The organism is Streptomyces sp. NPDC053673, from assembly GCF_055585225.1.
Genome location: NZ_JBVJKN010000018.1, coordinates 95,197 through 120,654, shown reverse-complemented (window position 1 = coordinate 120,654; position 25,458 = coordinate 95,197). Strand labels below are relative to the sequence as shown.

Below are 25,458 nucleotides of genomic sequence, written 5' to 3'. Positions count from 1 at the left end.
TTGCCGTACAAGCAGGCCCGGATTGCCGTACAAGCAGGCTCGTACGTGCCGACGAGCGTTCTCAGGCGGAGACCAGCGGGGCGCGCGGGGACGTCCGCAGCGGAGTGGCGAGGTCCGAGAGCGCCCTCTCGAGCCCGTTCAGATGAGTGAGCGCGGCCTCGGCGCCCGGATGATGCTTCGGATCCGGCACGGCGGCGTCCGATTGCGCCTGGGCCGGCTCGGCGTCCGGCGACTCCAGCGCGTGCACGGCGGCCTCGACGCGCCAGCAGGCGGCGGCGAGGCGCGCGTCGTGCGAGGCGTACGGGTCGGCGGCGACGGCGGCCAGTCCGCGCACCTCACGGGCGCAGTCGTCGAGCAGCACGAGCACCTGCCGGGCTCGTGCCTTGCGGGCGCGCAGCGGGCTCAGCGGGTGGACGAGCGGCGCGAGCGACATCCGTACCCGGGCGAGGAGCAGTTCCAGCTCGGCGGCGTGCGGCGCCGGGTCGGCGCCGGCGTCCCCGGCCAGGCGGCGCATCGCGACCGTGGTGCACTCGTGCACGCAGCGCACGGCGCGGCGGATCCAGGCGTTGGTCGCGGTGTGAGTGGTGACGGGGAGGACGAGCGCGACGCCGAGCACGGCGCCGAGGGCCCCCACCGCGGTCTCCTCGAAGCGGAGCAGCAGCAGCCCGGGGTGGAGTACGCCGAGCAGTCCGTACAGCAGTCCTGCCATGACGGTGACGAAGAACATCATCCAGCTGTAGGAGAGTGCGGCGGTGTAGAAGATGCCGAAGACGCAGACGGCGACGAGCGCCGCGGTGGGCCCGGGCGCACCGCCGAGCGGGATCGCGACGAGCAGTCCTGCCGCGATGCCCGTGACGGTGCCGACCACCCGCCGGAAGCCGCGGACGAGGGTCTCGCCGCGCGAGGCGGTGTTCACAAAGATCCACCAGGCGGTGCCGACGGCCCAGTACCAGCGTTCCTGGGACAGCAGCTGGCCGACGGCGAGCGCGACACCGCAGGCCAGGGTGGTCTGGAAGGCCTGTCGTGTGGTGAGGCGGGCCAGCCCCCTGCCGGGCAGCGGGGTGGGCGCGGCGGGCGGCGGTGTACGGCGCTCGACGCACCACACCCCGAAGCGGACTCCCGAGCACGTGGCGAGGGCGAGCGCCACCGCGCCGTACAGCTCCGGCAGCTGCGCGGGGACCGCATGCAGGAACTGGGTGGTGAAGAACATCATGAACGCGAAGATCCCCAGCGCGTGTCCGCGCGGGCCCCAGCGCCGCGCGTACACCCCGAGGAAGACCACGGCGAGCCAGGACGCGTCGCGCAGCAGCGGTACGCCGTGCAGCGTCGTCGCGAGCGCGAGGGTGGGGAAGCCGACGGCCGGCAGCAGGGCCGTGGTGACGGCCTGCCGTCGGACGGTCGGGTCAGCGACGGTGAAGAGCGCCAGGAGCGCGGCGAGGCCTCCCGTGATGGAGGCGGTGAGGGAGAGTCCGGCCAGCTCGGCCGCGGCGACCGCCACACCGACGCCGAGCACGGCCCGCGCGGAGATCCGCAGCCGCACCCGCCCGGGGTCGGGAGCCACGAACATCCTCATCACGCACTTCTTCACGACGGTCGTCCCGCCCCCTCGCTCACACACCTCTGCAGACATGGCAAAGGCGCCGCGGGTCCGGTCCGGCTCCGTTGCCGTCCGGCGCTGCGCAGCGCCCTCTCTGAGCACAGGAAAGCATCCGGGCGGACAGTGGCTCAACCGGCCGACCGGTGAGTGGGCCATTGGTATCGTGGAGAGTCCGTTTCATGGGCCGGGAGGAGGCCAACGGACCATGGCCGTGGACGAGCTCGACACCCGAATCCTGCGGCTGCTGATCGAGCAGCCGCGCACGAGCGTGCGGGAGTACGCGCGCATCCTGGGCATCGCGCGCGGCACGCTGCAGGCCAGGATCGACCGGCTCGAGCGGGACGGTGTGATCACCGGTACCGGACCCGTGCTCTCCCCGGCGGCCCTCGGCCACCCGGTGCTGGCGTTTGTCCACATCGAGGTCACGCAGGGTCGTCTGGACGAGGTGGGCGACGCCTTGGCGGCGGTGCCGGAGATCATCGAGGCGTTCTCGATCACCGGCGGCGGGGATCTGCTGACCCGGGTGGTGGCCCGTGACAACGGTCATCTGGAGGACGTGATCCAGCGCCTGATCAACCTGCCGGGCGTGGTCCGTACGCGCACGGAGATGGCGCTGCGCGAGCGTGTGCCGTACCGGCTGCTGCCGCTCGTGGAGTCGGTCGGCAGAGCCACACGCACGGCGCGCTGACGGCCTTCCCCGCGGCCGGTTGGCATGCTGGGGTGCATGAGCACTGCGCGGACTGCCGTCATTTTCGATCTCGACGGGACGCTCGTCGACAGCGAGCCCAACTACTACGAGGCAGGGCGCCGGGTCCTGGCCGGGTACGGCGTCTCCGACTTCAGCTGGGAGCACCACACGCGTTTCATCGGGATCGGCACCCGCGAGACGCTGGAGCGCCTGCGCGAGGAGTACGGGCTCGACGCGCCGATCGAGGATCTGCTGGCCGGCAAGAACCGGAACTACCTGGAGCTGGCCCGCGCCAAGACCGAGGTGTACCCGCAGATGCGGACGTTCGTGGAGCTGTTGCACGCCGTGGGCGTACCGATGGCGGTGGCCTCCGGCTCCTCGCGCGCGGCCATCGAGGCGGTGCTGGCGGGTACCGGTCTCGACGCGTTCATCGACACCCTCGTCTCCGCCGAGGAGGTCGCCCACGGCAAGCCGAGGCCCGATGTCTTCCTGGAGGCGGCGCGCCGGCTCTGCGCGAATCCCGCCGACTGTGTCGTGCTGGAGGACGCGCCGCCCGGGGCGGCAGCGGCGCACGCGGCCGGGATGCGCTGCATCGCCATCCCCTATGTCCCCGAGAGCGCGACCGACGAGGCGTTCCGCACGGCGGGGCTGATCTTCCCCGGCGGGCAGCCGGAGTTCACGGCGCAGGCCGCGTACGACTGGATCGAGCGGTCGGCTCCGTCCTACTGAGTCCGCGCTCGTCAGGAGGGCTCACCGGCGAGCTCCCCCCTCAGCGGGCCGGGAACTCACCGGCCACGGAGAACGGTTCGCGCACCCGTGCCCGGGTTCAGCCGGAACAGCTGGCTCAGCCGGAACAGCCGGAACAGCCGGCTCAGTCGGATCAGCCCAGGAAGCTGAGCCGAACCTGGCGGTTCGGATTGTCCTTGTTGGTGTCCGCCAACCTCCGCTAGGACAACCCCACACTACTGGCGGCGGGCGGTAGCCCATCCTGAAACCGTACGGCCAAAGCTGTGGCCTCGTGCGCCACCGCGACGATCCGCTCCCGCATGAGCTCCGTGTGTGTTTCGTCGATCCGGTCGGCGTCCGTGCGCCCGCTCGCGCAGAAGTCGACGTAGCCGACGACCGGTCGGTCTCGACGGCACGCCCGTCGAGACCGGCCGCGTAGAGCTCGTGGATCTCGGCGGTGTTGTGGTGGATCGAGTACGCGTCCACGTTGCCGTGATCGAACGCCATGTGCATGCTCGCGCAGTCGTCCCGGACGACAGCGGCGAAGAGGAAGTTCGGCCACGTGAGCGCGTGGGCGGCGACGTCGAAGCGGTCCTGCAGGCACCGGGTCGGCGTCACCGTGTCTGCGAACTCCCCGACGTCCTCGCGGTGCAGGACGACGGCGTCGGCGTCCGGCGTGGACCGCCGCATCTCGTCCCCGGTCCACCTCAACCCGCTGCGCGGCAAGGCATGGCTCAGCCGCTCACCGGCGTCCACCGGATCTGTGTACTGCACAGGGAGACCACGACCGCCGCTGCCGCGACCACTGCCAGGCCCCACACCAGGCTGCTCGCGTTCGCCACGAAACCGATGAGGGGTGGCCCGGCCAGCAGACCCGTCGTGCCCATCGCGGCGACCAGTGCCAGCGCCTGCGAGCCCTGTTTCGCCGCGGCCACATAGACGCAAGGGGTCACGGCCGCGCAGCCGAGTCCGACGCAGGCGAACCCGATCAGGGCCGCCGCCACTCCCCCGCTCACCAGGGCGAAGGTCAACCCGGCGGCGGCCAGTGCACTGCCGAGCAGGACGACCCGCCCGTCGCCCCAGCGGCTGCGCCAGCCGTCGGCGAAGAGCCGGGCCACCACCATCATGCCGGACACCACGGCGATGCCCATCGGCGCCAACTCCGCCGAGGCCTCGGCGACTTCCCTCATGTAGAGGGCGGACCAGTCGTTCATGGCCCCCTCGGTCACCGTGCCGAACACCATGGCACAGCACATCCAGAGCGTCATCCGAGACGGAAGGCTCCATCCGGTGCGGCTCTTGCTCTGCCTCTCCTCCGCGGGAGCCTCGTCTTCAAGCAGACCGGGGTGCGCCAGAGCGACCAGCAGGACGAGGACCACGGCAGCCACGCCGAAATGTGCCGTGACGGAGGAGGTCACCGCGGTCATACCGGAGGCGAGCAGCGCCGCGAGCAGGGAGCCGGCGCTGAACGTCGCGTGCAGCCGCGCCATGGCGTTGCGTTCGTGCCGGGTCTCCAGTGCCGTTCCCTGTGCGTTCATGGCCACGTTCAGACACCCCACACACACCCCGTCGGCCACCATGACCAACAGGGCGACCGGATAGTCCGGCGCCGCGGCGAGTGCCAGGAGCAGCAGGGTCAGACCGAGCGCCGACAGCAGCGCCAGCCGTGCGGAGCCCAGCCGCTGCACGAGCACCGGCACCAGGGGAAACGACGCCACCGCGCCGATGCCGGCCGCCATCAGCAGCACCCCCACCTCGGCCGCGGTCAGCGTGAGGTCCGCCTTGATGGCGGGGATGCGCGAGGCCCAGGTGGCGTACTGGAAGCCGAGGGAACAGAACAGTGCGGCGATGGCCAACTGGCCGCGGTGAAAAAGATCACGGACACGCAACACGCACATCAACTCACTTCGTCGAATCGGCCATCGCCTTGGACATGTAGACGGCGTTCGCGCCGTAACCGCCCGGGGAGATCCCCGGGTACGCGCTGAACCCGCGCGCCGACCAGAAAGGCTCGCTGCGGCCGACGGCGACCAGCGAGATCCGCTCGAACCCGCGCGAACCGGCGGTCAGGATCAGGTGGTTCAGGAGCCGCTGCCCCAGCCCCCTGCCGCGCAGGCGCTCCGCGACAACGATGTCGTGCAGGTGCAGATTGCGCGGAGTGCGCGAGGGCATCGTCGGCTCCCCCTTCCGCGAGAGCACCGCCGGCTCCTCCGCCCGTTCGAGGCTCGGGTATCTGAAGGGCGGACACGGCAGTGCCAGCAGGTACCCGGCCGGCCGGGCGCCGACGTCCAGGACGAAACTGGTGTCCGGTGAAGCGTCCGCCCTGGACCGCAGGGCCGCGCGCCCCTCCGAGAGGCCGAGTTCCGCGTAGGTCCGGGATTCCATCGCCGTGATGGCGTCCCAGTCGGCGTCGTTGATGTGGCGTATGTGTACGCCGTCGCCGCTCACGGGCGTCCTCCGCCCGTGCAGGTGTACGGCAGCGGGGCGAAGCCGTTGAAGCCCTGGGTCATGTAACTGATCGCGTAGGCGCCGCTTGCGAGCACCCAGACGGGATCGCCGGATGCCAGATTCCGGGGGACGTGCACGAGGCCGTGTCCCTGGGTGTAGGCGTCGTCGCTGTCGCAGGTGGGACCCGCGACCACGGCGGGGACGTACTCGGCATCAGGGTGAGTGGGGAAGACGAGCGGGTACTGCAGCGCGTCCATCTCGTAGAGGCCGTTGAACTTGCCGCAGCTCAGGTAGAGCCAGTACTGGCGCTCGCCGTCGGGGCGACGTCGCTCGGCCAGCCGGGCAACGTGGGCCCGGATGGCGCCGTGGTCGGCGACGAGGTGGCGCCCCGGCTCCATGACGAACTCGAGATGCTCGCCGTGGACTTTCCTGAGACGGCGCATTCCCTCGCGGATGACGGCGAGGATCTTGTCCAGCGGAGGCTCCAGTGGTGTGCCGTACCGGTCGAGGTAGCCGAGGGCCGGCAGACCGCCGCCGAGGTTGACGTGGTCCAGCACTGTTCCGCGCCGGCCCAGGGCGGTCAGGACGTCCGCCAGGCACTCGACGGCGCTGTGCCAGGCGTCCGCCGTCATCTGCTGGGAGCCGACGTGCACGGACAGACCGGAGGGTGTCAGGCCCTTGTCAGGCGCCGACTGAAGGATGCGCACCGCGTCCGCGGGTGTGCAGCCGAACTTGCCGCTGAGGCCCCACAGCGCCCCTTCACCGCTGGTCGCCAGCCTGCAGAAGACGCGGGCTCCCGGGGCGTGGGCCGCGATGGCCGCCAGGTCCTCGACGCTGTCGGTCGCGAAGTCCCTGACGCCGAGGCGGTGGGCGTCGGCGATGTCCCGGTCCGACTTGACGGTGTTGCCGTAGTGCATGTTGCCGACCGGCACGCCCGCGCGCAGCGCCTGCTCCAGTTCGCGGGGGCTTGCCCCGTCGACTCCGGCGCCCTTCCTGGCCAGACAGGCGAGCACCTCGTCCACCGGGCAGGCCTTCATGGCGAATCGGACGCGGACGCCGGGCAGTTCACGCCGCAGTGTGTCGTAGTGGTCTTCGATTCCGGTCAGATCGAAGACGATCCGGTCCTCGGTCGCGCCCGCCAGGGCGGCGAGCAGTGGTGCGGACTCGTGCGCCATGGCCGCTCTCACCGTTGCTGCCCGGGCGTCGGGGCTACGGAGGTGAGTGCGGCCGCCCGCACCAGCGGCTCCCATGCCTCCACCAGCAGAGCGAAGTCCTCGATGTCGCTGCGGGCCTCGTCGAGGAGGCGTGCGCGGCGCTGCCGGAGAAGGTCGGCGAACTCCGCGTATCTGCCGCCCAGTTTGCGGTACGCGGCGTCGAGGACGTCCAGTCGGTGGACGTTCTCACTCCGGTCGAGCCCTGCGCTCTCCCTGGCCAGCAGGGCTACGGCCGACGCACGCACCTGTCCCCGTTCGTCGAGCAACGACGGGCCGATCCGGGCCATTTGGTCGTAGACGAAGTTGAAGTAGAGCATCGACAGCAGGAACTTGACGAAGCGCAGCTGGTACGCCATGAACCCGGAGTCGGTGCGGCGTTCGCCGGTGTAGAAGTTGACGATGTTCCGGTTGTGCAGGACGCCCGGCAGTGCGGCGTCGTGGACCAGGTGGATCAGGAAGTAGTCGCTGCCGATCGTGTCGGTCGCGGGCGGCAGGGGCACGTGTTCGTGCACGTCGTGGAAGGCGATGTTGCACATGTCCACGCGCATGGGATCGACCACGGTCAGCGTGGAATGGTCCGCGGTGAAGGCGTCCGTGCCCGCGCCCCGGAAGGACTCGTCGACGAGTTGCCTCTTCTGCTCGCCGGACCAGTGGACGGGCGCCCACAGACCGACCATGTCGTGGTAGACGTCGGGGTCGATGCGGAGTATCTCGCCGATGTCCACGGACAGTTCGCCGACGAAGGAGCTGCCGACCATCGCGACCTTTCGGTCCATGTGCTCCGCGGCCAGTGCGATCTCGGTGACGTGGCGTGCGGCGTCGGCCGCCTGCCGGCCGAGCGACATCAGCTCGTGATGGACGGGGAAGGCGGTCCGGCCGTTCACGACCTGGTACCGGCTGTCGGAGTCCCTGCGGTGGACGGACTCGCAGCCGAGCGCGGCGGCGACGAGGAAGGCGCGGTTGGTGCAGGCGCCGTAGGACACGCCGGCCGGGAGCATCAGATCCAGCAGGAGGTCGGGCTTCACCGCCCCGGCCCGGTCGATCACCCGCCGCAGGAAGTCCCGCTGCCGCGCCTCGTCGAGATGGTGTGCGACGATCCGCGGATCGCCGGGTATGCGGCGCACGGCCTCGGCGTGCGCCGTGTACGCAGGCACGGCGCAGGAGTCCAGGATCAGGAGGTGCACTTCGGTGTCGAAGTGCTCGGCGGCGTAAGCCGCTTCCTCGGCCACGGCCGCGATGGTCGCCGTGCAGGGCCGGTTGGTCGGCAGGGTCAGACAAATTCGGCGCATGTCTCTTCTCCGGCCGGCTCTTCCACCTCGTCGAGGTCTGCTCCGCTCCAGGACGTGAGGCCCAGCAGCCTGGCGCCGAGTTCGTCGAGAGTGGCCCTCCCGTACCTCAGGGACTCGTGTCGTGTGGCGTCGCCGAGCAGCGTCGCGTTCCAGTCCGGCGTGCCGAGCGTGCGCCATGACTCGGCCCGGGAGCGTCGCATGGTCCGGTGGGACTCCAGCGCCGGCATCATCGACAGGTACTGGACCGCGCGCACTTCGCCGTCGGAGGTGTTCGGTGCCACGCCGTGCGCGAGCAGGCCGTTGAAGATCAGCAGGTCACCGGCCTCGAGTTCCGGTCGCACCACGGGGAACTCCGCGCGGTCGATCCTGGGCCGGATCGGGTCGCGGTCCTCCGGCTGGAGCGCCTTCCACCGGTCGAACTGCCTGAACAGCTCTGGGCAGCACTGGAAGCCGCCGAGTTCCGGCCCGGTGTCGTTCAGGGCGATGATCCCCTGGACCCGCTGCGGCAGTACGCCGAGGGTGGTGTCGACGTCCCAGTGGAGTTCGATGTCGAAGCCCTGCTCCGTGCGCGGGATCAGGGCCCGGTCACGGTTCTTGATGTTGGGCGGGTTCAGGTTGAGCCGGTCGAGCGTCACCCACAGTTCTTCGCAGTCCCAGACGTCGACGAACGCGTCGTAGACCCGCTGCGTCTGGCGGCTGTCCCAGATGAGCTGGTGGTGATAGGCCTCGACGAAGCCGTAGATGTGCAGTTCCCGGTCCAGGTCGGAGCGGTACTCGCGGTCCTCGTACCAGGTCTCCGGCCGCTCGGGGTCGAGTCCCTGGAACTCCCAGGCGAAGTCGAGCAGTTGCCGGGCCAGAGCGGTGGGGATCGCCTGCTTCACCACGACGTAGCCGTAGGTCTGCCATGAGGCGAAGTCCTCCTCGGAGAGGACTCGCAGCGGGCGGGTCTTCTTCAGGTCCCGCAGGGGTGTCTGGGCGAGATAGGTCTCGCCGTCCGAGCTGAAGTAGGGGATGTTCGAAGCGGCTCGATGGAGATAACGGTCAGTCGTGGGCATACGGTGCTCCACACCTCGATCTCAAGTACCGGCGACCCCAACGGGCCACCAACTGCACGGAGTGAGGGGCGCCGGCCTTCCCGGCAGGGTCACTGCACCACTGGTCACACCAGCCCCTCTTCGAACTCGCGCATCACTAAGTTGGACTAGACCAACTCGACCTGTCAAACATCGCAGTTGAGGGCGCGTTTTCGCCAAGTCGACGTGTTTCGGACCCACTTGACAGGAGCGGCTAGCCTGAGCGGGAACGCATTGGTCTGTACCAACGAAAGGGCGCATGCGATGGTCTCCAGCAAGCACAGCGAGGAGTTGCGGCGGCTGGCGCGCTGCGTCCTGCAGCCGGGGTTCGTGGGCACCGAGGCGCCCGACTGGGTGCTGCGCGAGATCGCCGACGGGCTGGCATCGGTGGTGCTCTTCTCCCGCAACATCGTCACGCCCGAACAGGTCGCCCGGCTGACCGGCCGACTACGCGCGGAGAACCCCGAGTTGATCATCGCGATCGACGAAGAGGCCGGGGACGTCACCCGGATCGAGTCCGCGACCGGCTCCACCCGGCCGGGCAACTTCGCCCTCGGAACGGTCGACGACACCGAGCTGACCGACGCCGTCGCCGCAGACCTGGGCCGCCAGCTGCACGCCGCCGGGGTGAGCCTCGACTACGCGCCCAGCGCGGACGTCAACTCCAACCCGGACAACCCGATCATCGGGGTCAGGTCCTTCGGCGTCGACGCCGAGGTGGTGTCGCGGCACACCGGCGCCTGGGTCCGGGGCCTCCAGTCGGGCGGTGTCGCGGCCTGCGCCAAGCACTTCCCCGGCCACGGCGACGTGGCCGTCGACTCCCACCACGGCCTGCCCGTCTACGGCGCCGGCCGCGCGCAGATCGCCGCCGAGGCCCTGCCACCGTTCCGCGCCGCCCTCGACGCGGGCGTCCGTGCGGTGATGAGCGGCCACCTGCTGGTCCCCGCCTACGACCCCGATCTGCCCGCCACCCTGAGCCGACGCGTCCTGGACGAACTCCTGCGTCAGGAGCTCGGTTTCGACGGCATCATCGTCACCGACGCCATCGAGATGGGCGCCGTGGCGGACCTCTACGGGATCGGCGGGGCCACGGTCAGAGCCGTCGCCGCCGGTGCCGACGCCGTCTGCGTCGGTGGCGAGAACGCGGAGGCGGCCACCGCCCGGCAGCTCGTGGACGCCCTCGCGGACGCCGTCGTATCGGGGGATCTTCCTGAGGAACGGCTCGAGGAAGCGGGCCACCGGATCCGGGAGTTCGCAGCCTGGTCGACCGGCTTGCGCCCGGCCCATGCCGCCGACTGGGACACCGGCGGCATCGGCTTTGCGGCCGCCCGTCGGGCCATCCGCCTGCACGGAGCCGTACAGCACCTCCTGCCCCTGGTCAACGCACCGCACGTCGTGGAGCTCGTGCCCACCACCAACCTGGCCATCGGCAAGGAGACCCCATGGGGCGTGGCCACCCCGCTGTGCGAACGGCTGCCCGGAACAACCTCTGCCCGGGTGCGCCGCGAGGAGCTGCGGTCACCGACCACCGCCCTGGAGACGCACGCACTGGCGCCCGCCGCGGGGCGGCCTCTGGTCGTGGTCGTCCGCGACGCCTCCCGGCACGCGTGGATGGCGCGGGCCCTCGCCGACCTCGTCGCGGCACGTCCCGACGCGATCGTCGTGGAGATGGGCCTGCCGGGCGCCACTGTCCCCGGAGCGGCTCAGATCTTCACACACGGCGCCACCGCCGCGTCCGGGGTGGCCGTCGCGGAGGTACTGGCGGGTGCCCATTAGCGCAGCTGAAGGGGCAACTTCCATAGTCATAGGGACATTGACGGCCACACTCAGCTCTTCCCTGCGTACCGAGAGCGCTCTCGCAGCCATCCCTCCACGCAGGGAAGCTGACCGTGTCGAACGCCGAGGATGGCAGGGGAGAGGGGGTGGAGTCCATGCGGCTCTCTCAGCAATCCCCGGCGCAGCGCCGGGGCCGTACTCGGACTCGTGCGACGGGGCCCCGAGATCCCTGACCGCACACCTCATTGAATAACACGGGGGGTCGCTTCGCCCACACCAGCGCATCGCCCGGTGAACGCGGACAGTGAGCAAACGCCGCTGGGGCGAGCTTGGCCTTGGCGCCTGCGCCAAGGGCCACCAGGCGCTCGTGACCGCGGCCGCGTCGCGTTGGGAAAGTCTCCTCCTCGGTCGCGGTCTCGGCTCATGGCACGAGCACGAGCTTTCCCTTCGACGCCGCGCGCTCGAGCATCTCGTGCGCACGACGGGCGTCGGAGAGCGGCAGGCGCTCGGCCACGACAGGGTGGATCTTGCTCTCACGGAGCAGTTCCAGCAGCGCGCGGAAGTCCTCCCGGAACCAGACCGGGTCGCGGGGACCTCCGCCAACGGGAAGCGCCCGGTGGCGTCCGGCTACGGGAAGCACTTGGCGGTGATGGTCGTGCAGTCTCTGGATCCGGTAGGCGAGCGTCTGCCTGCGGGGCGAGAGCAGGCTCCAGAGCCACACAGTCCCGGTCGAGGCGTACCACTCCGCCCACGCTCGCCAGTTCTTGTGCCCGTGCTCGAGCGTGGCGTAGTGGCCGTACACAACAAGACGTCCGCCGGGCCGCAGCGCGCGGAAGGAGCGCAGCGACACTGCGCCGCCGAGTCCGTCGAGCACGACGTCCACGCCTTTCCCAGGGAGCTCGCGCACCCGCGCCAGGAAGTCCTCGTTGCGGTAGTCGATCGCCACTGCGCCGAGCTGTTCGACCACGGCGCGGTCGCGGGCTGATGCGGTCCCGTAGAGGCGCAGCCCGGCCTGCGTTCCGAGCTCGAGGATCGCAGTGCCCACCCTGCCGGCCGCGCCGTGCACAAGCAGCGTCTCGCCGCGCTTCACCTTCGCCACGCGGTGCAGCAGTTGGTAGGCGGTCATGTAGGTGAAGACGAGGTTCAGAACCTCCGCCGGGTCAAGGTCCCCGGGCACCTCCACCGCCTCCGCCTCCGGCACGCAGACTCGCTCCGCGTCGGCACCCCACACCGTCAGCGCACCGATGCGGTCCCCCTCTCGCAGCCTCGAACAGCCCGGGCCGAGCTCCTCGACGACGCCGACGAGTTCGTAGCCGGGCGTGAACGGCGGCTTCGGTACGCCGAGATATGTGCCGGCGCGCAGCTGGGCATCGGTGAACGACACGCCTGCGGCCAGCACCCTGACGCACACCTCGCCCCGCCCCGGGCGAGGATCGTCGTCCTCCACGACCCTCAAGACCTCGGGCCCACCGAAATGGTCAACGACGACGCGCCTCATGCTTTCAGCCTAAGTGGGCCGCGCCGTCATCGCATACGCTCACAGGTTCGTCGGGCCAGCAGTGGAACGGCGCTCTCCGCAGGCGAAAATGCTCATGCAGCGCTGATGGGTCGCCGCGTCGACGCGGCGTAAAGGCGCGAGACCACCAGCCACCGTTCCGCTTCCTCCACCGCGGCGCGCCGCCCGCTGGGCGGCGGCGAGCGCATTCGATCGCAAGCGCTTTGAGATCGGCGCCCGCGTAGAAGCCTCGGCCCCGACCGTTGATCACCACCGCCCAGATCTCGCGATCGGCACTGCACTCGTCGAGCAGGGGCTCGAGCGCGGTGGCAAGCGCGGCGTTCACCGCATTCATCGCCTCCGGCCGGTTCAACGTGATGATGCCGATGTGTTCGCGTCGCTGGAACAGCACCGCCTAGGTCCTGTCCGGGCGATCTTCGAGGAACAGGCCGCGGCGTCAGATGCGGTACATCGCAAGGCGGAGGATCGCCCTCGTACTGGACGTACTTGGGCGACTCCGACAACGCAGCGAGGTGCCGGAGCTGGCGTCGCGGGCCCGACAAGATCGCCCGGACAGGACCTAGCTCTGGGCGGACGCCCCATCACCACACCTCCTCAGATGCCGGCCTCGCCGCCGATCCGGCAGGCCTTGTCCACGAGCGCATCGATATGTTCCACGGTGGGCGTTCCTGTCGTGCTCTTGTTCTTCGGTTCATCGATCGCTCGCCTCATCACGCCCTCACCGATCACGGCCACCTTCCACAGGCCCAGCACATGCCAGGAAGCCAGTGCCGCCGGGTCCCTGCCTGTTTCCGTCAGGTACACGTGAGCGAGCTCGTCACGGTTCGGGAAGCCGTCGAGGACGGAGGCGGCGAAATCACCACCGGTCTCCTCCTCCCCCGGTTCCGGCCAGTACGCCAGGAGGCTTCCCGTGTCCGCCAACGGATCCCCCAGTGTCGACAACTCCCAGTCGAGCACCGCGGTCACTTCCCCGCTGTCGTAGGAGGTGATGACGTTGCGCAGATGGAAGTCACCGTGTACGAGCGTCAGTTCGCGCTGCTCCGGGACAGCCGCGACGAGGCGTCGTGTGAGGTTCTCGAGGGCGGGCAGCTCGCGGGTCCTGGACTTCTCCCACTGGCCGGACCACCGCTTGAGCTGACGCTGCGCGTCCGGCTTGTGGCCGGCCAGACCGGTCAGCCCCGCCGCCTCGAGATCGACCGCGTGGATCTTCGCCAGCGTCCGTGGACGTCCCGATCGCCCGGCGGCGCTCGGGCGTCAGCGACTGGGCGATCGGCATCGTGTCGACGACCTGGCCGTCCACGAACTCCATGAGCAGCAGCGGGACGTCGGTCACGGCGGGAACAGCAGTCAGCCCGAGCACCCGCGGGGTCGGAACGGCGGTGCCCTCCAGCGCAGCCAGAATGCCCGCCTCGCGAGCCACGTCGTGCGCCGACGCCAACAGTCGACCCAGCGGTGGGCGCTGCAACACCCATCTGCGACCGTCCTGGTCCTGTACGAGATAGGTCATATTCGACTGACCGAGCCCGATCCGGTCGAAGGCCAACGGCCCGGCGAAGTCGACGCCGAGGGTCCCGAACCAGCGGCTCACCGCCCCGGCGTCGATCCGACGATGCTCGCACTAGACACCGACGGCGGCTCACGCGGATGCCGTTGCCGAAAGGGCGCGTTCTCGACCTTGACAATCCCCTCCCCCAGCCTAGGCTGACCAACCAGTCGGTATGAAGGGGCGGATCGTGACCGAGCTGAGCATCTCCACTGCCGCGGGCGTGTTCGACGCGACCATGGCGGGTCCGCCCGAGGGCCGCCCGGTGCTGCTGCTCCACGGCTTTCCGCAGACGCGGCTGGTGTGGCAACGACAGATCGCGGCATTGGCCGCGCACGGCTACCGAGTGGTCGCACCCGACCAGCGTGGCTACTCTCCCGGGGCACGCCCCGAGCGGCCCGCGGACTACCGCATGAACGTCCTGGTCGACGATGTGGTCGCGATCACGGAAGAACTGGGCTGGGGGCCGTTCGACCTGGTCGGCCATGACTGGGGAGGCGCGGTGGCGTGGTGGACCGCCGATGCCCACCCCGATCGCGTACGTACCCTGACAGTTGTCTCGACCCCGCACCCCGGCGCTCTGGCCACCACCCTGCGCACCGATACGGACCAGCGCGAACGATCGCAGTACATGATCGCCTGGCGTGAAGCGCCCGCGACCGAAGAGCGCATGCTCGCAGGCGACGCCGCGGCGCTTCGCGCCACTTACGCCGGAAAGGTCCCGCAGGCCAGTGCTGAGGCCTACGTGCGGCACCTGTCCCGGCCGGGTGCTCTCACCGCGGCGCTGAACTGGTACCGGGCCCGCCGCCCCGACGGCGCGATCGGCGTCATCGAGGTGCCCACGCTGTACGTCTGGAGCACGCAGGACAGCGCGTTCGGCCCGGCGGCCGCGCGGGAGACCGGGCAGTGGGTCAACGGACCGTACCGGTTCGAGACCCTCCAGGGCGTCAGCCACTGGGTCCCCGAGGAGTCGCCCGAGACGCTGAGCCGCCTGCTGCTCGAACATCTGCGAACGCACGGCGAGCCCGGAACCACGGCCGACAGCCCCTCTGTCGACTCGCAGAAGAGGTGACCCCATGAAGACAGCGCGAGCAGCCTGGCGCCGGCTCGAGCCCGTACACGGCATGATCTACTTCGTCCCCGAAGCAAGGCGACGGTACGCGGACCTCGGACTGAGCAGACGCGCCGGGTACTTCGCCTCCCGGAGCGCCGCCTTCGGCCAGGCATCCGCTGAGCTGGTCATCTCGACCTTCTACAACTTCAACCCCGGTCTCGTACGGAAAGCGGTCGACGGGGTCTGGGACTCGGCAACGCCGCAGCAGGTTCTGGACGCACGGCACGCCGCCGCGAGCGAGGCCCTGCGACGTGCCGGCGTACACGAGCTCCCCGCTCTGGACGAGATCCTGATGCTGACCCGCAGGGCCGCCGACGCCGCCTGCGAGCACGCGCAGGGCCGCCCGCTGTTCGCCGCGCATGCCGCGCTGCCCTGGCCTGAGGAACCGGTACTGCAGCTGTGGCATGCCCAGACGCTGCTCCGGGAGTTCCGTGGCGACGGCCATGTCGCGTGCTTGCTGAGTGAGGGCGTGGGGGGCTTGGAGGCCCTGGTACTGCACGCTGCCACCGGTGACGTTCCCGTCGACTTCCTCAAGGGAAGCCGCGCATGGCCCGAGGAGAAGTGGGCCGAGACCGAGGAGCACCTGCGCACGCGAGGTCTCCTCGACGGCGACTCCCTGAGCCCGGAAGGCATACGTCTGCGCCGGCACATCGAGGACCGCACCGACCGCCTGGCCCTTCCCGCCTATGCCGCCCTGGCTGACGCCGACTGCGAACGTCTCGCCGAACTCGCGAGCACCTTCGGCCGCACCGTCGTCGAAGCCGGCCTCCTCAAACTCGGCTGAGCTGCGACCTTCATCGGCGCCGGTTCAGCTCATCCGACGACGCCGATCAGTCCCTTTGACCAGGGTCGGAGCGGGTGTGGCAGACGACCCGGGCTGGACGCCGGTTCTGCCCCTCAAGGCCCAGTCCGGCTCGTCCATCCCATCCAGAACGAGGATGCGGCCGGGCGCTCCGAGGCTCGCTGGCGCACTACCCGAGGAAGCTGAGCCGCACCTGACGATCCGGATTGTCCTTGTTCGTGTCCACCAGACAGACGGACTGCCAGGTGCCGAGCTGCAGCCTGCCACCGACGACGGGCAGCGTGGCGTGCGGCGGTACGAGTGCCGGCAGGACGTGGTCGCGGCCGTGGCCCGGGCTGCCGTGCCGGTGCTGATAGCGGTCGTCGGCGGGGAGCAGGACATGCAGTGCGGACAGCAGATCGTGGTCGCTGCCGGCACCGGTCTCGATCAGGGCGATCCCGGCAGTCGCGTGCGGCACAAAGACATTGAGCAGGCCGTCGCGGCCCGTGGCGGCCTCGTCGAGGAACTTCTCGCACTCGCGGGTCAGATCGGTCACGGCTTCGACCGTGCCGGTGGCCACATTCAGGACTCGGGTGATGAAGGCTTCGGGCATGCCTTCATCCTCTCGCTCACCTTGCAAGATCGCGCGGCCGTCCCGTGAGACACCGTTGACCCGTCACTGAACCGGTCGCTCGGTTCTGCGCCATGTTGCGCACAGCCTTGCTCACCGCGCGCGGTCGCCTCGACCTGCTGCGGGTGGCCTCCGCCGCGTGGTGCCGCGGCTGTTGACGCCTTCTCAGTCCCAGCGCGTGGAAGCGTGCCCGATGCGCCTCCCATCCGCAGGTCCGGAGCAGACCTGCCGTAGCCCTCGCGACGCCGCAGCCACCGCCGCACGTTCGTGCCGGAGGCACCGATCCGCGGGCCGGCCGAGGAGCGCGGCCGGAGCGTCCGCTGCGGTGTCCGGCTGCACACGATCTCCCGCGACTCGGCGCGCGAGGCGTGGGCGACGGCCGACCGGCTGCCGGCGATCTGGGCACGGAGACCGTGGCCGCGGCACACCAGGCGCTCGGCCGAAGCGGTTCAGCCGACCGGCAGCGGATGCCGGCCCACTGCTGCGCGGCCCGGCAGCGAACGGCCGCCCGGCCTCGGCCGCCGGGCGGCACCCCCTGCTGGTGGCGGGCGGTGGCCCCTGCTGGTGGCGGGTGGTAGCCCCGGGCGCCCGCCACGGGCGGGTAGGCCCGAAGGGGCCTACCGGGGCCCTGTCCCATGGACGCGAGGAGCCCACCGCGGCCACCATGGCCTCATGGCTCACGACACTGCTCGTACGCCCCCGTCCCCGCTCCCCTCCCCGCCGCTGCCCCCCAGCGCCGACCTCGTGATCATCGGTGGCGGGGTCATCGGAGCGAGCATCGCCTTCCATCTCGCCGAGGCCGGAGTCCGCGACGTGCTCGTCCTGGAGCGCGACACACCCGCATCCGGCTCGTCCGGCAAGCCGATCGGCGGCGTGCGTGCCCAGTTCTCCGATCCGCTCAACATCCGTCTCGGGCAGCGCAGTCTGCGGGCCTGGCGGGAGTTCACCGAACGGCCCGGCGCCGACGTGGGTCTTCAGAGCGTCGGATATCTCTTCCTGCTGGGCCGCGACGAGGAAGCCGCTGCGTTCCGCGAGGCCGCGGCCGTCCAGCGGGAGCTGGGCGTCCGGAGCCGCGTCATCAGTCCCGGCGAGGCCCATGAGCTCTGCCCGTACATCGATCCGTCCGGGATCGTGGCCGCCGCCTACTCCCCCGACGACGGCTACGCCCTGCCCAAGGCCGCTGTCCTCGGCTATCTCCGGGCGGCCCGCGCCCTCGGCGCGACCGTACGCACGCACTGCACCGTCACCGGCATCGAGCGCGACGGCGACACACTGCGTGCCGTGCGCACCACGTCCGGCACGGTCCGCACCGGGACGGTGATCTGCGCGGCCGGCGCCTGGTCGGCCGCGGTCGGGGACATGGCCGGGGTGCGGCTGCCGGTCACCCCACTCCGCCGCCAGATCGCCCTCACCGGCCCGCTCAACCCACATCCGCCCCGCATCCCCTTCACGCTCGACTTCGACTCGACGCTGTACTTCCACAACGACGACGCGGGCGGCCTGGTCCTCGGCCTGTCCGACACTCGCCAAGCACCCGGCTTCGGGCGGGAGTTCACCGAGGATTGGCTGGAGCCGTTCCGCGAGGCCGCCGCGCGCCGCGCCCCCGCGCTCGCGGAGCTGAAGCCGGCGGGCGGCTGGGCAGGGCTGTACGAGATGACCCCGGACCGCAACGCGCTCATCGGCGAGGCACCCGGAGTCTCCCGGTTCCTGTACGCCACGGGCTTCTCGGGGCACGGCTTCCTGCAGGCGCCCGCGGTCGGCGAGATCGTGCGCGATCTGTGGCTGGGCCGGGAGCCGTTCCTCGACCTGGGTCCGCTGGCGGCGACCCGCTTCGAGGGAGCCCGTGCCGCCCGCCCCGAGGCTCACATCATCTGACCGCCCCGACCGGCTCAGGAGGTCCGCATGGTTTCCACCGTCCCCACCTGGCGGCTGCGCGCCGCGTTCGCCCGACGGCTCTCCGCGATGTACGGGGCCGAGGTCCCCGCCTACACCACCCTGGTCGAGGTGGCCGGACAGGTGAACGACACGGTGATGCGGGCGACCGGCAAGAGCGCTGGGCGGCTCGGCAGCATCGAGCGGGTCACGGCGGAGCGCCACGGGGCCATTCGCGTCGGCACCCCGCGCGAACTCCGGCAGGCGGCGCAGATCTTCGCCGCTCTCGGCATGGAGCCGGTCGGGTTCTACGATCTGCGGGACGCCGCGGCCAGCGCCGTACCGGTGGTGTCGACGGCGTTCCGGCCGGTCCTGCCCGCGGAACTGGACCGCAACCCGTTCCGGGTGTTCACGTCGATGCTGACCCCGGCGGACCGGCGTTTCTTCGACGCGGATCTGGAGAAGCGCCTGGAGGCGCTCCTCGGGCGCCGGGCGCTCTTCCCTCCCGAACTGCTGGAGCTGGCGGAGTGCGCCGAGCGGGAGGAAGGCCTCCCCGAGGACCGGGCCGAACGGTTCCTGTCGCTCGCGGTCGCCGCGTTCGAGCTTTCCCCGGAGCCCGTGGACCGGGCCTGGTACACGGAGCTGGAGAAGGTGTCCGCGGTCGCCGCCGACGTCGGCGGGGTGACCAGCACCCACATCAACCACCTCACTCCGCGGGTGCTGGACATCGACGATCTCTACCGGCGGATGGAGGACCGGGGGATCACGATGATCGACCGGATCCAGGGGCCGCCGCGCTGGGACGGCCCGGACGTGCTGCTGCGTCAGACGTCGTTCCGGGCGCTGGCGGAGCCCCGTACCTTCCGGGAGGCCGACGGCACCACCACCACGGGCTCGCTGCGCGTGCGGTTCGGCGAGGTCGAGGCCCGGGGCATCGCGCTCAGCCGCGAGGGCCGCGCGTTGTACGACCGGCTCGTCGACGGCCCGGTCGAGGAGTGGGCCGCGCACTTCCCGCACACCGAGCGCCAACTGGCCGTGGACGGGCTGGGGTTCTTCACGTACGAGGCCGTGCGCGACCGGCCGCGCGACGGCCGGCGCCCACCGGACGATCTCGCCGGCCTGCTCGACGGAGGCTGGGTGACGGCTCGCCCCATCGTCTACGAGGACTTCCTGCCGCGTTCGGCGGCCGGCATCTTCCAGTCGAATCTCACCGACCCGGGCGCCCGTGACACGGCTCAGGAGGGAACCCATTACGACCAGCAGTGGATGTCCGAGGCGATCGGACGCGCCGTGCACGACCCCTTCGACCTGTACGCCGCCCAGCAGGACGACTCGCTGGGCCGCGCCCGCGGCGCCTTGAAGCCATGAGCAGAACGAACCGAGGAGAGCGACGCATGTCCACCACCGCACTGCCCGACACGGACGCGCTGCGGACGCGGGCCGCGCAAGCCCTGCGCCGCTGTGGCGTCGCGCAGCCGACCACAGGCCAGCGAGTCGTCGCCCGTACGCCGCTTACGGGCGGGACGCTCTTCACGCTGCCCGCCACCACGGCCGAGGGGGCCGGCGCGGCGATCGATGCGGCGCACAGCGCGTTCCTGGAATGGCGCACGGTCCCGGCGCCGCGCCGGGGCGCGCTGGTCAAGCGGCTCGGTGAGCTGCTCACCGAGCACAAGGAGGATCTGGCGGAGCTTGTCACGATCGAGGCCGGGAAGATCCACTCCGAGGCGCTCGGCGAAGTACAGGAAATGATCGACATCTGTGAGTTCGCGGTCGGTCTCTCGCGGCAGCTGTACGGCCGCACGATGGCGTCCGAGCGGCCCGGCCACCGCCTGTCCGAGAGCTGGCATCCGCTGGGCGTGGTCGGGGTGATCTCCGCCTTCAACTTCCCTGTGGCGGTGTGGTCGTGGAACACGGCGATCGCTCTGGTCTGCGGTGACACCGTGGTCTGGAAGCCCTCGGAGCTGACCCCGCTCACGGCACTGGCCTGCGACGCGCTGCTCCGCCGGGCTGCTTCCGACGCCGGGGCGCCGGAGGGCGTCCATCACCTGCTGCTGGGTGACCGGAAGTGCGGTGAGTGGCTGGTCGACGACGCTCGGGTGGCGCTCGTCAGCGCCACCGGGTCGGTCCGGATGGGCCGGGAGGTGGCACCGCGGGTGGCCGCGCGCTTCGGCCGCTGCCTGCTGGAGCTGGGCGGGAACAACGCGGCCGTGGTCACCCCGTCCGCCGACCTCGATCTGGCGGTACGCGGCATCGTCTTCTCGGCCGCCGGGACCGCCGGACAGCGGTGCACCAGCCTGCGCCGGCTCATCGTCCACGAGGACATCGCCGACGAGCTCATGGAGAAGATCGTCCACGCGTACGGCCAGCTGCCGATCGGTGACCCTTTCGACGCCGGCACGCTGGTGGGTCCGCTGATCTCGACAGCGGCGTACGACGCGATGGCCAAAGCACTGGAGGCGGCGCAGTCGGACGGTGGAAAGGTGCTGACGGGCGGCGACCGGCGGCTCGACGAGGCGGCGCCGGAGGCCGCCTATGTCCGTCCCGCGGTGGTGCGGATGCCGACGCAGACGGCGATCGTGAGGTCGGAGACCTTCGCGCCGATCCTGTACGTCATGACCTTCCGGACGCTGGACGAGGCGATCGAGCTGCACAACGGCGTCCCGCAGGGGCTGTCCTCGTCGATTTTCACGCAGAGCCAGCGAGAGGCGGAGCGGTTCCTGGCCGCGGACGGTTCCGACTGCGGGATCGCCAATGTGAACATCGGCACCTCGGGCGCCGAGATCGGCGGCGCGTTCGGCGGCGAGAAGGAGACGGGCGGCGGACGGGAGTCGGGCTCGGACGCGTGGCGTGCGTACATGCGCCGGGCGACGAACACGGTGAACTACTCGGACGATCTGCCGCTCGCGCAGGGCGTCAACTTCCTCTGAGCAGGATCGATCGCTGCGGGAAGATCCACGACACCCCGAGGGTTAGTAGAAGCGTGAACAACTTCGGGGTGCGAGACGTGGACGTGGTCGTGATCGGCGCCGGGCAGGCAGGGCTGTCCGGCGCCTACCATCTGCGGCGTGCGGGGCTGCGCCCGGACGTCGACTTCGTGGTCCTCGATCACGCCCCACGACCCGGCGGTGCCTGGCAGTTCCGCTGGCCGTCGCTGACGTACGGCAAGGTCCACGGCATGCACGCACTGCCCGGCATGGAGCTGACCGGGGCCGACGACAGCCGTCCGTCCTCCGAGGTCATCGGCGAGTACTTCACGTCGTACGAGGACACCTTCGGCCTGCGTGTCCACCGACCGGTCCATGTGCGCGCGGTGCGCGAGGGCGAGGGCGAGGGCGGCCGGCTGCTGGTCGAGACGTCGGAGGGTACGGGGGGTACGAGGGGCACAGGGGGTACGGGGCGTGTGTACGCCACACGCGCGCTGATCAACGCCACCGGCACCTGGGACCGGCCGTTCTGGCCCCGCTACCCGGGACAGGAGACGTTCCTCGGGCGCCAGCTGCACACGGCGGACTATCCGGGGCCGGGGGCGTTCACGGGCCGGCGGGTGATCGTGGTGGGCGGCGGGGCCTCGGGGACCCAGCATCTGATGGAGATCGCGGAGGTGGCGGCGGAGACCACGTGGGTGACGCGCAGGCCGCCGGTCTTCCGCGAGGGCCCTTTCGGCGAGGTGCAGGGCCGTGAGGCCGTGGCCATGGTGGAGGAGCGCGTACGGCGCGGCCTGCCACCGCTGAGCGTGGTGTCGGTGACCGGCCTGCCGCTCAACGACGCGATACGCCGCGCCCGCGCGGAAGGCGTACTGGACCGGCTGCCGATGTTCGACCGGATCACGCCGACCGGGGTGGCCTGGGACGACGGCCGCACGGTCGACGCGGACGTCATCCTCTGGGCCACGGGCTTCCGGGCCGCGATCGACCACCTGGCGCCGCTGAAACTGCGCGAGCCGGGCGGCGGTGTCGCCGTGGAGGGCACGCGAGCGGTCCGGGACGAGCGCATCCACCTGGTCGGCTACGGCCCGTCGGCCTCGACGATCGGCGCCAACCGGGCGGGCCGGGCCGCGGTCCGCGAGATCAGGCGTCTCCTGGACCGCACCCGGCCGCCGTCTCCCGGGGCCGAGCAGCGGCCCGGTGGGCCCGAGCAGCGGCTTCGTGCGGCCGTCCCGGAGCCGGCCGGCGAACCGGACACGACCGGCCTGCCTGCGCAGGCAGGTCCGCCGGCGCAGCCAGGTCCGCGGACCGGTACGGCCCTGGTGAGCGAGCCGGTCTGAGCCGTCGCCCGGGGTGCCGGGGTGCCGGGGCTCGTGCCCGGTCAGCCCGACGCGGACGCGGACGCCGCCGCGGCCTTGCGGTTCGCGTTGAATTCCGCGACGTTCTTGCGCTGTTCCTCGTAGTCGGCGGTGAAGCGTGTATCGCCGGGTGCGACGGTGACGAAGTACAGCCAGTCCCCCGGCGTCGGGCTGACCGCCGCCTTCATGGCGGCCTCGCCCGGGTTCCCGATAGGGGTGGGCGGCAGGCCCTTGCGCCGATAGGTGTTGAACGGGCTGTCGATCCGCGTGTCCTGGCGGCTGGTTTCCAGGGTGGAGCGATTCAGCGCGAAGTTGAGGGTCGAGTCCATCTGCAGCGGCATGTCCTGCGCGAGACGGTTGTGGACGACGCGGGCCACCTTCCCCATGTCCGCGAGGGTGTCCGCCTCGGCCTGCACGATGCTGGCCACGGTCACGGCCTGATAGGGCGTCATGCGGTTGCGCTGTGCCCCGGTGCTGACGGGCGATGTGCCGAAGCGATGGCCCGCCGTGTTGACCATGAAGCTGAGCAGGCTCGCCGGGGTCGTCTTCGCATCGACCGGATAGGTGGCCGGGAAGAGATAGCCCTCCGGGTTGCCCCGGGCGTCGGCGGGCAGCCTCAGTCGTGCGCCGGCGGCGACCGCCGCCTTCCGGGTAGTGCCGGCAGGGACGCCGAGCGCCTTGTCGACCGCGGCGTAGACCTGCGAGGACCGCCAGCCCTCCGGGATGACCAAGGTCTTCGGACGCGTCGCCTGCTTGGGGGGCCGGGGCTCCTTCTGGAGCAGCGGAAGCAGTACGGCCGCGGCCGCTGCCGCCAGGCCGACCACACCCACGACCAGTACCAGTCGGCCACGACGCGTCAGGCGTGGCCTGCGCCTGCGTCCGGCCTTCGGGAACTCGTTCTTCATATGGGCACGCTAACCCGGAGCCGCCGCGCACACCGGAATGCGCGCCGCCGCTCCCCGCCGGGGGAGCGACGGATGCGGCTCAGGACGTAACCGGTGCCAGCTCGTCGTCCCTTCGCACCAGGGCCGCATACCGGCCGTCCTGGTCGAGCAGTTCCTCGTGCGAACCGCGCTCGGCTATGCGGCCCCTGTCGAGGACGACGATCTGGTCCGCGTCCCGCACGGTGGAGAGCCGGTGGGCGATCGTGATGGTGGTGCGGCCCGCCGACAGGGCATCGATCGCCTGTTGCACCGCGTACTCCGTACGGGTGTCGAGGGCGCTGGTCGCCTCGTCCAGAATGAGCACCGGCGGATCGCGCAGGATCGTGCGGGCGATGGCGAGGCGCTGTTTCTCGCCGCCCGAGAAGCGGTATCCACGCTCGCCGACCAGGGTGTCGTAGCCATCGGGCAGGGACGCGATGTGGTCGTGGATCTGCGCTGCACGCGCCGCCGCCTCGATCTCCGCCTCGGTGGCGTCGGGCTTGGCGAAGCGCAGGTTCTCGGCGACGGAGGCGTGGAAGAGGTACGTCTCCTGGGAGACGACGCCCACGGCCCGGGAGAGAGTGTCGAAGTCGAGGTCGCGGACGTCGACCCCGTCGAGGGTGACCCGCCCGTCGGTGACGTCGTAGAGCCGGGGGACGAGATAGCTGAGCGTGGACTTGCCGGATCCGGTGGGCCCGACGACGGCCAGGCTGTTTCCGGCCGGCACGGTGACGTCGATGCCGTCGAGCGTCCGCCCGCTCCTCTCGTCGTAGCTGAAGCCGACGCCCTCGAAGCGCACTTCGCCGCTGATCTTCTCCAGCCGCACCGGCTTCTCCGGTTCGGTGATGTCCACCGGCAGGTCCAGGTACTCGAAGATCCGCTGGAAGAGGGCGAGCGAGGTCTGTATCTGCACACCGGTGGAGAGCAGGCTGACGGCCGGGCGGAAGAGGCCTTGCTGGAGCGAGACGAAGGCGACGAGCGTACCGATCGAGATCGTGGCCCCGCCGGTCTGCAGGGTGAGTCCCGCGGCCCAGTAGAGGAGCGCGGGCATGGCGGCCATGACGATACCGATCGTGGCCATCCGCCACCGCCCGGCCATGCTGGAGCGGACCTCCAGATCGACCAGGCGCTCGGACTCGTCGGCGAAGGACCGGGTGAGCGAGTCGGCGCGGCCCATCGTGCGGCCGAGGAGAATGCCACTGACCGACAGCGATTCGGTGACCGTCGCGGCCATGGCGGCCATCTGCTTCTGCCGCTGCGTCGTGATCGTCTTGCGCTCCCTGCCGACTCTGCGGCTGATCCAGACGAAGATAGGCAGCAGGAGCAGGGACACGGCGGTGAGCCGCCAGTCCAGCGCGAGCATCGCGACGATCGTGGCGACGACGGCTGTCAGATTGGATACCAGGGACGTCGCGGTGGAGGTCACGGTCGCCTGCATGCCGCCGATGTCGTTGGCGATGCGCGACTGGACCTCGCCGGTGCGGGTCCTGGTGAAGAAGGCGAGCGGCATCCGCTGCAGCTGCGCGTAGACGCCGGTCCGCAGATCGTGCATGACACGCTGGCCGACGGTGGTCGAGACCAGGGTCTGCAGCACGCCGAAGACGCTCGTCATCACGGCGGTGAGGATCATGCCGAGGGCCAGCAGGGACAGCAGGCCCGTGCGGCCCTGCGGGATCGCGGTGTCGAGGATCTCGCGGAGCAGGAACGGCGAGGCTACGGAGACGAGCGACGAGGCGCCGACGAGCAGCCCGACGAGGGCGTGCCGGCCCCGGTACGGGCGGAACAGCCGGAGGATGCGCCGCACCTGTGCGGGCTGCTCCGGTCGCGAGGGATCGAGCGGGCGATCGGGGGGTGTCCAGGACGGACCGTCATGAGGGCGCATGGGCTCCTTCTGTATCTGCTTCTGTGTCTGTGTCTGCTTCTGCGTCTGCTTCTCTGATTCGATCTTCTGACCGACTTGCTCACCGATCCTGCTACTGCGGACG

Annotated in this window: 21 protein-coding genes and 1 pseudogene; 9 read left to right on the top strand and 13 right to left on the bottom strand. The window is 70.7% G+C overall.

Annotated features, from left to right (window positions below; genetic code table 11):
• Positions 1-61: 61 nt before the first annotated feature.
• On the bottom strand, positions 62-1,567 hold the full coding sequence (locus ACZ6ZQ_RS24620; protein ID WP_469770697.1) for an FUSC family protein: 1,506 nt from the start codon (positions 1,565-1,567) through the stop codon (positions 62-64).
• 235 nt (positions 1,568-1,802) lie between these two features.
• Between ACZ6ZQ_RS24620 and ACZ6ZQ_RS24615 the strand changes: the two genes are divergently transcribed.
• Together ACZ6ZQ_RS24615 and ACZ6ZQ_RS24610 are read left to right on the top strand one after the other, a co-directional pair.
• Entirely contained in the window at positions 1,803-2,285 is a 483-nt protein-coding gene (locus ACZ6ZQ_RS24615; protein ID WP_469770662.1) for an Lrp/AsnC family transcriptional regulator, read from the top strand.
• 36 nt (positions 2,286-2,321) lie between these two features.
• Positions 2,322-3,014, top strand: coding sequence for an HAD family hydrolase (locus ACZ6ZQ_RS24610; protein ID WP_469770661.1), 693 nt, complete (start codon positions 2,322-2,324; stop codon positions 3,012-3,014).
• A 731-nt stretch (positions 3,015-3,745) separates the two neighbouring features.
• Here ACZ6ZQ_RS24610 and ACZ6ZQ_RS24605 read toward each other — a convergent pair.
• The 5 genes from ACZ6ZQ_RS24605 to ACZ6ZQ_RS24585 are packed head-to-tail and all read right to left on the bottom strand — an operon-like array spanning position 3,746 to position 9,017.
• Positions 3,746-4,909 (bottom strand): MFS transporter, encoded by a 1,164-nt coding sequence (locus ACZ6ZQ_RS24605; protein ID WP_469770660.1) that lies wholly within the window; start codon positions 4,907-4,909, stop codon positions 3,746-3,748.
• A 4-nt stretch (positions 4,910-4,913) separates the two neighbouring features.
• On the bottom strand, positions 4,914-5,396 hold the full coding sequence (locus ACZ6ZQ_RS24600; protein ID WP_469770696.1) for a GNAT family N-acetyltransferase: 483 nt from the start codon (positions 5,394-5,396) through the stop codon (positions 4,914-4,916).
• 59 nt (positions 5,397-5,455) lie between these two features.
• The gene (locus ACZ6ZQ_RS24595; RefSeq protein ID WP_469770659.1) at positions 5,456-6,634 is read right to left on the bottom strand and encodes a type III PLP-dependent enzyme domain-containing protein; all 1,179 of its coding nucleotides are present in this window, start codon (positions 6,632-6,634) and stop codon (positions 5,456-5,458) included.
• Positions 6,635-6,642: 8 nt separating this feature from the next.
• A complete protein-coding gene (locus ACZ6ZQ_RS24590) occupies positions 6,643-7,962 on the bottom strand; it encodes a DUF6271 family protein (protein ID WP_469770658.1) in 1,320 nt (439 codons plus the stop codon).
• Positions 7,944-9,017: a phytanoyl-CoA dioxygenase family protein gene (locus tag ACZ6ZQ_RS24585; protein ID WP_469770657.1), complete on the bottom strand. Its 1,074-nt coding sequence runs from the start codon at positions 9,015-9,017 to the stop codon at positions 7,944-7,946. Before ACZ6ZQ_RS24585 ends, ACZ6ZQ_RS24590 begins: the two co-directional genes overlap by 19 nt.
• A gap of 282 nt (positions 9,018-9,299) precedes the next feature.
• Between ACZ6ZQ_RS24585 and ACZ6ZQ_RS24580 the strand changes: the two genes are divergently transcribed.
• Positions 9,300-10,811, top strand: coding sequence for a glycoside hydrolase family 3 protein (locus ACZ6ZQ_RS24580; RefSeq protein WP_469770656.1), 1,512 nt, complete (start codon positions 9,300-9,302; stop codon positions 10,809-10,811).
• A 421-nt stretch (positions 10,812-11,232) separates the two neighbouring features.
• Here the strand turns inward: ACZ6ZQ_RS24580 and ACZ6ZQ_RS24575 are convergent, their stop codons facing one another.
• From ACZ6ZQ_RS24575 to ACZ6ZQ_RS24560, 4 genes and pseudogenes are all read right to left on the bottom strand, one after another.
• Positions 11,233-12,309 carry a medium chain dehydrogenase/reductase family protein gene (locus ACZ6ZQ_RS24575; RefSeq protein WP_469770655.1) on the bottom strand — a complete coding sequence of 359 codons (1,077 nt, stop codon included), beginning with the start codon at positions 12,307-12,309 and terminating at the stop codon, positions 11,233-11,235.
• 4 nt (positions 12,310-12,313) lie between these two features.
• A complete protein-coding gene (locus tag ACZ6ZQ_RS24570; protein ID WP_469770654.1) occupies positions 12,314-12,718 on the bottom strand; it encodes an enoyl-CoA hydratase/isomerase family protein in 405 nt (134 codons plus the stop codon).
• A 203-nt stretch (positions 12,719-12,921) separates the two neighbouring features.
• A complete protein-coding gene (locus ACZ6ZQ_RS24565; RefSeq protein WP_469770695.1) occupies positions 12,922-13,542 on the bottom strand; it encodes a phosphotransferase family protein in 621 nt (206 codons plus the stop codon).
• 25 nt (positions 13,543-13,567) lie between these two features.
• Positions 13,568-13,915: pseudogene (locus tag ACZ6ZQ_RS24560) on the bottom strand (phosphotransferase); the annotation flags it as partial.
• A gap of 145 nt (positions 13,916-14,060) precedes the next feature.
• On the opposite strand from ACZ6ZQ_RS24560, the gene ACZ6ZQ_RS24555 reads away from it, so the two are divergent.
• Entirely contained in the window at positions 14,061-14,942 is an 882-nt protein-coding gene (locus ACZ6ZQ_RS24555; RefSeq protein WP_469770653.1) for an alpha/beta fold hydrolase, read from the top strand.
• Between the two features lie 4 nt (positions 14,943-14,946).
• Positions 14,947-15,768 carry an SCO6745 family protein gene (locus tag ACZ6ZQ_RS24550; protein WP_469770652.1) on the top strand — a complete coding sequence of 274 codons (822 nt, stop codon included), beginning with the start codon at positions 14,947-14,949 and terminating at the stop codon, positions 15,766-15,768.
• Positions 15,769-15,955: 187 nt separating this feature from the next.
• Here ACZ6ZQ_RS24550 and ACZ6ZQ_RS24545 read toward each other — a convergent pair whose 3' ends face one another.
• Positions 15,956-16,378 (bottom strand): secondary thiamine-phosphate synthase enzyme YjbQ, encoded by a 423-nt coding sequence (locus ACZ6ZQ_RS24545; protein ID WP_469770651.1) that lies wholly within the window; start codon positions 16,376-16,378, stop codon positions 15,956-15,958.
• Between the two features lie 690 nt (positions 16,379-17,068).
• Here ACZ6ZQ_RS24545 and ACZ6ZQ_RS24540 point away from each other — a divergent pair.
• The 4 genes from ACZ6ZQ_RS24540 to ACZ6ZQ_RS24525 are packed head-to-tail and all read left to right on the top strand — an operon-like array spanning position 17,069 to position 22,532.
• Positions 17,069-18,271 carry an NAD(P)/FAD-dependent oxidoreductase gene (locus ACZ6ZQ_RS24540; RefSeq protein ID WP_469770650.1) on the top strand — a complete coding sequence of 401 codons (1,203 nt, stop codon included), beginning with the start codon at positions 17,069-17,071 and terminating at the stop codon, positions 18,269-18,271.
• Between the two features lie 27 nt (positions 18,272-18,298).
• Entirely contained in the window at positions 18,299-19,636 is a 1,338-nt protein-coding gene (gene hglS, locus ACZ6ZQ_RS24535; protein WP_469770649.1) for a 2-oxoadipate dioxygenase/decarboxylase, read from the top strand.
• Between the two features lie 26 nt (positions 19,637-19,662).
• The gene (gene amaB, locus ACZ6ZQ_RS24530; protein WP_469770648.1) at positions 19,663-21,195 is read left to right on the top strand and encodes an L-piperidine-6-carboxylate dehydrogenase; all 1,533 of its coding nucleotides are present in this window, start codon (positions 19,663-19,665) and stop codon (positions 21,193-21,195) included.
• Between the two features lie 53 nt (positions 21,196-21,248).
• Positions 21,249-22,532 carry an FAD-dependent oxidoreductase gene (locus ACZ6ZQ_RS24525; RefSeq protein ID WP_469770647.1) on the top strand — a complete coding sequence of 428 codons (1,284 nt, stop codon included), beginning with the start codon at positions 21,249-21,251 and terminating at the stop codon, positions 22,530-22,532.
• Between the two features lie 41 nt (positions 22,533-22,573).
• On the opposite strand, the gene mltG is transcribed toward ACZ6ZQ_RS24525, so the two are convergent.
• Positions 22,574-23,455 carry an endolytic transglycosylase MltG gene (gene mltG / locus ACZ6ZQ_RS24520; protein WP_469770646.1) on the bottom strand — a complete coding sequence of 294 codons (882 nt, stop codon included), beginning with the start codon at positions 23,453-23,455 and terminating at the stop codon, positions 22,574-22,576.
• 79 nt (positions 23,456-23,534) lie between these two features.
• A complete protein-coding gene (locus tag ACZ6ZQ_RS24515; protein ID WP_469770645.1) occupies positions 23,535-25,355 on the bottom strand; it encodes an ABC transporter ATP-binding protein in 1,821 nt (606 codons plus the stop codon).
• Positions 25,356-25,458 lie beyond the last annotated feature (103 nt).

Excerpts from the sequence above, each read along its gene's own strand:
- ACZ6ZQ_RS24515 (WP_469770645.1), bottom strand. The coding sequence starts at position 25,355 with ATGCGCCCTCATGACGGTCCGTCCTGGACACCCCCCGATCGCCCGCTC.
- ACZ6ZQ_RS24545 (WP_469770651.1), bottom strand. The coding sequence starts at position 16,378 with ATGCCCGAAGCCTTCATCACCCGAGTCCTGAATGTGGCCACCGGCACG.
- mltG (WP_469770646.1), bottom strand. The coding sequence starts at position 23,455 with ATGAAGAACGAGTTCCCGAAGGCCGGACGCAGGCGCAGGCCACGCCTG.
- hglS (WP_469770649.1), top strand. The coding sequence starts at position 18,299 with ATGGTTTCCACCGTCCCCACCTGGCGGCTGCGCGCCGCGTTCGCCCGA.
- ACZ6ZQ_RS24580 (WP_469770656.1), top strand. The coding sequence starts at position 9,300 with ATGGTCTCCAGCAAGCACAGCGAGGAGTTGCGGCGGCTGGCGCGCTGC.
- ACZ6ZQ_RS24590 (WP_469770658.1), bottom strand. The coding sequence starts at position 7,962 with ATGCGCCGAATTTGTCTGACCCTGCCGACCAACCGGCCCTGCACGGCG.
- ACZ6ZQ_RS24620 (WP_469770697.1), bottom strand. The coding sequence starts at position 1,567 with ATGTTCGTGGCTCCCGACCCCGGGCGGGTGCGGCTGCGGATCTCCGCG.
- ACZ6ZQ_RS24600 (WP_469770696.1), bottom strand. The coding sequence starts at position 5,396 with ATGGAATCCCGGACCTACGCGGAACTCGGCCTCTCGGAGGGGCGCGCG.
- amaB (WP_469770648.1), top strand. The coding sequence starts at position 19,663 with ATGTCCACCACCGCACTGCCCGACACGGACGCGCTGCGGACGCGGGCC.
- ACZ6ZQ_RS24550 (WP_469770652.1), top strand. The coding sequence starts at position 14,947 with ATGAAGACAGCGCGAGCAGCCTGGCGCCGGCTCGAGCCCGTACACGGC.
- ACZ6ZQ_RS24585 (WP_469770657.1), bottom strand. The coding sequence starts at position 9,017 with ATGCCCACGACTGACCGTTATCTCCATCGAGCCGCTTCGAACATCCCC.
- ACZ6ZQ_RS24610 (WP_469770661.1), top strand. The coding sequence starts at position 2,322 with ATGAGCACTGCGCGGACTGCCGTCATTTTCGATCTCGACGGGACGCTC.
- ACZ6ZQ_RS24540 (WP_469770650.1), top strand. The coding sequence starts at position 17,069 with ATGGCTCACGACACTGCTCGTACGCCCCCGTCCCCGCTCCCCTCCCCG.
- ACZ6ZQ_RS24615 (WP_469770662.1), top strand. The coding sequence starts at position 1,803 with ATGGCCGTGGACGAGCTCGACACCCGAATCCTGCGGCTGCTGATCGAG.
- ACZ6ZQ_RS24575 (WP_469770655.1), bottom strand. The coding sequence starts at position 12,309 with ATGAGGCGCGTCGTCGTTGACCATTTCGGTGGGCCCGAGGTCTTGAGG.
- ACZ6ZQ_RS24595 (WP_469770659.1), bottom strand. The coding sequence starts at position 6,634 with ATGGCGCACGAGTCCGCACCACTGCTCGCCGCCCTGGCGGGCGCGACC.
- ACZ6ZQ_RS24605 (WP_469770660.1), bottom strand. The coding sequence starts at position 4,909 with ATGTGCGTGTTGCGTGTCCGTGATCTTTTTCACCGCGGCCAGTTGGCC.